Source organism: Collimonas fungivorans, assembly GCF_028292705.1.
Classification (GTDB): Bacteria; Pseudomonadota; Gammaproteobacteria; order Burkholderiales; family Burkholderiaceae_D; genus Collimonas; species Collimonas fungivorans_B.
Genome location: NZ_JAQGLV010000017.1, coordinates 1 through 2,513, shown reverse-complemented (window position 1 = coordinate 2,513; position 2,513 = coordinate 1). Strand labels below are relative to the sequence as shown.

The window sequence follows — 2,513 nt, the reverse complement described above, 5'->3', positions numbered from 1 at the left end:
GGCCGCCAGTCCCAGGCCGCTGTCGCTGACGTCGAGCAGCAGCAACTGGCCCTGGCGGCTGGCGACAACCTCGACCCGGCCGCCTTCGATCTTGGGTTCCAGGCCATGCTTGATGGCGTTTTCCACCAGCGGTTGCAGCAGCATCGGCGCTATCACGGTGTCGCGTAAAGCTGCAGGCAGCTGCAGGTCAAAGCTGAGACGGTTGCCCATGCGCAGCGACATCAGTTCCAGGTAGGCCTCCATCAAGGAGAATTCCTGCGCCAGCGTGGTCTGTTCGATGCGCGACGAGGACAGCGAAGCGCGCAGGAAATGGATCAGCTGGTCCAGCATCTGCTGCGCCCGCGGCGGGTCCAGCGCAATCAGGCTTTGCAGGGTGGCCAGCGTATTGAACAGCATGTGCGGCTCGATCTGCGCCTGCAGCATCTGCAACTGTGCCTGCAATGCCTGTTTCTCGATGCCGACCGAGCGCGCTTTTTCGATGGCGGCCTGGTTGCGCAGTTCAGCCAGCGTGCTGAGATTCCAGAAAAACAGTGTGGCGGCGATGCAGACCGACACCGTCAGGATCACCAGGCCGAGGCCGCCGATATTCATGTACATGGAGAAATCATCCACGGGCAGGCCGAGCAGCCAGCTGGCCAGCCGGATGCCGAGGAATAGGGCCAGGCCGGAAGCCACTATTGTAAATGCCAGAAAATGCACTTTATGCAGCGCTGCTTTGCGCTGGAACAGATAACGGCCGGTTTCCATGAACAGCAACGCCAGCATGCCGATGCATAGCGAAAACAGCAGGTTGATCCAGAAGTCATCGTAGATGCGCATCACATAAGTGACGATCACGGCGCAGACGACGTCGATGCCGATGTTGACGAGCAGGCTGCGCAGCAGGCGCTGGGCGAGCGGCTGGTCGTTTTGCGGCAATGAGGTGGTCGGCTTCATGCGGGAGGATTGTGGTTATGTTTGTCTAGTTCGCGTTCTATCATGCGCCGCTTCCATTGCGCGCCCGGCGCGTGCAGGAATACCGCCAAGGCGTGTGATAGTAACCCGATTCCCCAGCCCAGGGCCGGCCAGAATACCCATGCATGGCCGGGATTGTGCAGGTAGTTCAGCAGCGCCAGGCCGCTGTTGACGATCAGGTATATCGCCAGGTGCCTGAAAAAGCCGATTTTGCGTTCAACCCGGTCTTGCGCATCCTGGTAACTGAAGGTGTGGTCGTTCATCGTTGTTCTCCCGTGTAGATATGCTTGAATTTTGAACGCCATGACTGGCGGCTGACAGCAAAATGCGACGAAACCGGCCCAGGATGTCGCGAATGGCGTCCGCCGCGCGACGGATGAAATCCGGGGCAGGATCGGCAGGGTGGGGTGTGCCAATTAAATCGAATCATTTAAGATGGCAGTTCAGGATCGGCAATACAGCTTCCAGTACCCGGTTGCCTGATCGTTATTCCAACGTATTTGCTTGAAAGAGAAGAGTTATGTGGCCTTACCCAAAAGTTGTCGCGCATCGCGGCGGCGGCACGCTGGCGCCCGAAAACACCCTGGCGGCCATGCGCTCCGGTCTGCAGCATGGTTTCCATGCAGTGGAATTCGATGTCATGCTGGCGCGCGACGGCGTGCCAGTGCTGATGCATGACGCCGTGTTCGGCCGCACCGTGCGCGGCGTCGGCAAGGTTGCCGATTTCAGCGCGGAGGAACTGACCGCCATGGACGCCGGCAGCTGGTTGGGGCCGCAATTTGCCGGCGAGCCGGTATGCACCTACCAGCAGGTGCTCGAATTCTGCCGCCGGAACGGCATCTGGATGAATGTCGAAATCAAGCCGGCCGAAGGCTTTGAGATAGAGACCGGGCGCGTGGTGGCCCAGGTAACAGAGGAATTTTTCGGCGCCGAGGTGGCGGCTCACGCGGCTGGCAGGCGTGGCGCCTGGGCCGATCCGGCGTTGCCTTTGCTATCGTCTTTCTCGTTTGCCGCCTTGCGCGCCGCGCAAGTCGCTGCGCCGGACATACCGCGCGGCTTCCTGACAGATGTCATCGAGGACGATTGGCAAGAACGGTTGCAGGAACTGGACGCGGTGGCGCTGCATACCAACCACAAATACCTGTCGCCGATGCAGGCGCAGGCAGTCAGCCAGGCCGGCTACGGTTTGTTCTGCTACACGGTGAATACGCCGACGCGGGCCAGGGAGATCCTGGGCTGGGGTGTGGACGGGTTTTGCACGGACCGGATCGACCTGATCGGCGCCGATTTTCCTGGTGTGCCAGTCTGAAAACCGCTTTTCAGCCGCCGCCCAAAACTGTTGGTAACTTCATGTCAACCAAATCCAAAAGCTGGCGTTAATAGAGTGCGGAACCGAGTTTCAGGCCATGTGCTCCGTGACCGGGCAAATGGTTGATCGTAGATTTCACTCGTAAAGCACCAAATTTGCTTGTTTTTAAAATAACTGAAAGGAAGTCAAAATGAAGATCAATAAATTGCTGGCTGCCATCGTTGTCGCTGCTTTCGCCCTGCCAGTCATG

The 2,513-nt window shown here is 59.0% G+C and carries 4 protein-coding genes; 1 reads left to right on the top strand and 3 read right to left on the bottom strand.

Going from position 1 to position 2,513, the window contains the following annotated elements:
• Together JWQ61_RS00695 and JWQ61_RS00690 are read right to left on the bottom strand one after the other, a co-directional pair.
• The coding region (locus tag JWQ61_RS00695) for a sensor histidine kinase (RefSeq protein WP_304358816.1) at window positions 1-936 on the bottom strand (936 nt) is incomplete at its 3' end.
• Window positions 933-1,217, bottom strand: coding sequence for a 2TM domain-containing protein (locus JWQ61_RS00690; RefSeq protein ID WP_304358815.1), 285 nt, complete (start codon window positions 1,215-1,217; stop codon window positions 933-935). The genes JWQ61_RS00690 and JWQ61_RS00695, both read right to left, overlap by 4 nt.
• Before the next feature lie 257 nt (window positions 1,218-1,474).
• Here JWQ61_RS00690 and ugpQ point away from each other — a divergent pair, with 257 nt between their 5' ends.
• A complete protein-coding gene (ugpQ, locus tag JWQ61_RS00685; RefSeq protein ID WP_304358814.1) occupies window positions 1,475-2,263 on the top strand; it encodes a glycerophosphodiester phosphodiesterase in 789 nt (262 codons plus the stop codon).
• 67 nt (window positions 2,264-2,330) lie between these two features.
• On the opposite strand, the gene JWQ61_RS00680 is transcribed toward ugpQ, so the two are convergent.
• Window positions 2,331-2,513, bottom strand: a 183-nt coding sequence (locus tag JWQ61_RS00680; RefSeq protein ID WP_304358813.1) for a hypothetical protein, incomplete at its 5' end; no start/stop codon positions are given.